The organism is Halorhodospira abdelmalekii (assembly GCF_016583625.1).
GTDB lineage: Bacteria > Pseudomonadota > Gammaproteobacteria > Nitrococcales > Halorhodospiraceae > Halorhodospira > Halorhodospira abdelmalekii.
Map to the genome: position 1 here is coordinate 1 of NZ_NRRN01000134.1, position 679 is coordinate 679.

At 67.0% G+C, this 679-nt stretch carries 1 protein-coding gene and 1 pseudogene; both read left to right on the forward strand.

Annotated features, from left to right (window positions below; all coding sequences use genetic code 11):
- A pseudogene (locus tag CKO15_RS14320) lies at positions 1-148 on the forward strand (ferredoxin:protochlorophyllide reductase (ATP-dependent) subunit N); the annotation flags it as partial.
- A 4-nt stretch (positions 149-152) separates the two neighbouring features.
- Positions 153-679 (forward strand): nitrogenase component 1 (locus CKO15_RS13800; RefSeq protein WP_274600167.1); only part of this gene is annotated, 527 nt, incomplete at its 3' end.

Here is a 679-nt window from a genome sequence, read left to right on the forward strand (position 1 = left end):
CTTGGCCAATCCGCTCGAGGCCGAGGGGTTGCGCACCAAGTGGTCGATCGAATTGGTGTTCTCGCCGGTGCATGGATTTGATCAGGCGGCCGATCTCGCCGAACTCTTCGCGCGACCGCTGCGGCGCGGCGCACTGCTGCGGGTCTAACGCGATGCAGCTCACACTCTGGACCTACGAAGGACCACCACACATCGGCGCGATGCGCGTCGCCGCGTCGCTGGACGGGGTCCACCTCGTTCTGCATGCGCCCCAGGGCGACACCTACGCCGATCTCCTCTTTACCATGATCGCGCGCTCCGAGCGACGTCCGCCGGTGACCTATACCACCTTCCAGGCGCGCGAACTCGGTGGCGACACCGCCGAGCTGGTCAAAGCCAGCGTCAGCGATGCCTACGAGCGCTTCAAACCGCAAGTCCTGATGGTTGGCGAGGCCTGCACCGCCGAGCTGATCCAGGATCAGCCCGGTGCGCTGGCGCGCGGCATGGGGCTGCCGATTCCGGTTCTTTCGCTCGAGCTGCCCGCCTATGCACGCAAGGAGTGTTGGGGCGCCAATGAAACCTTCTATCAGCTGGTGCGCGGTCTCTTGCGCGCGCAGGTCCCGGAGGCGGGACGCAAGCCGGCGCCGCGTCCGGCGGGTCAGCGGCCACGTGCCAATCTGCTCGGCCCCACAGCCCTAGG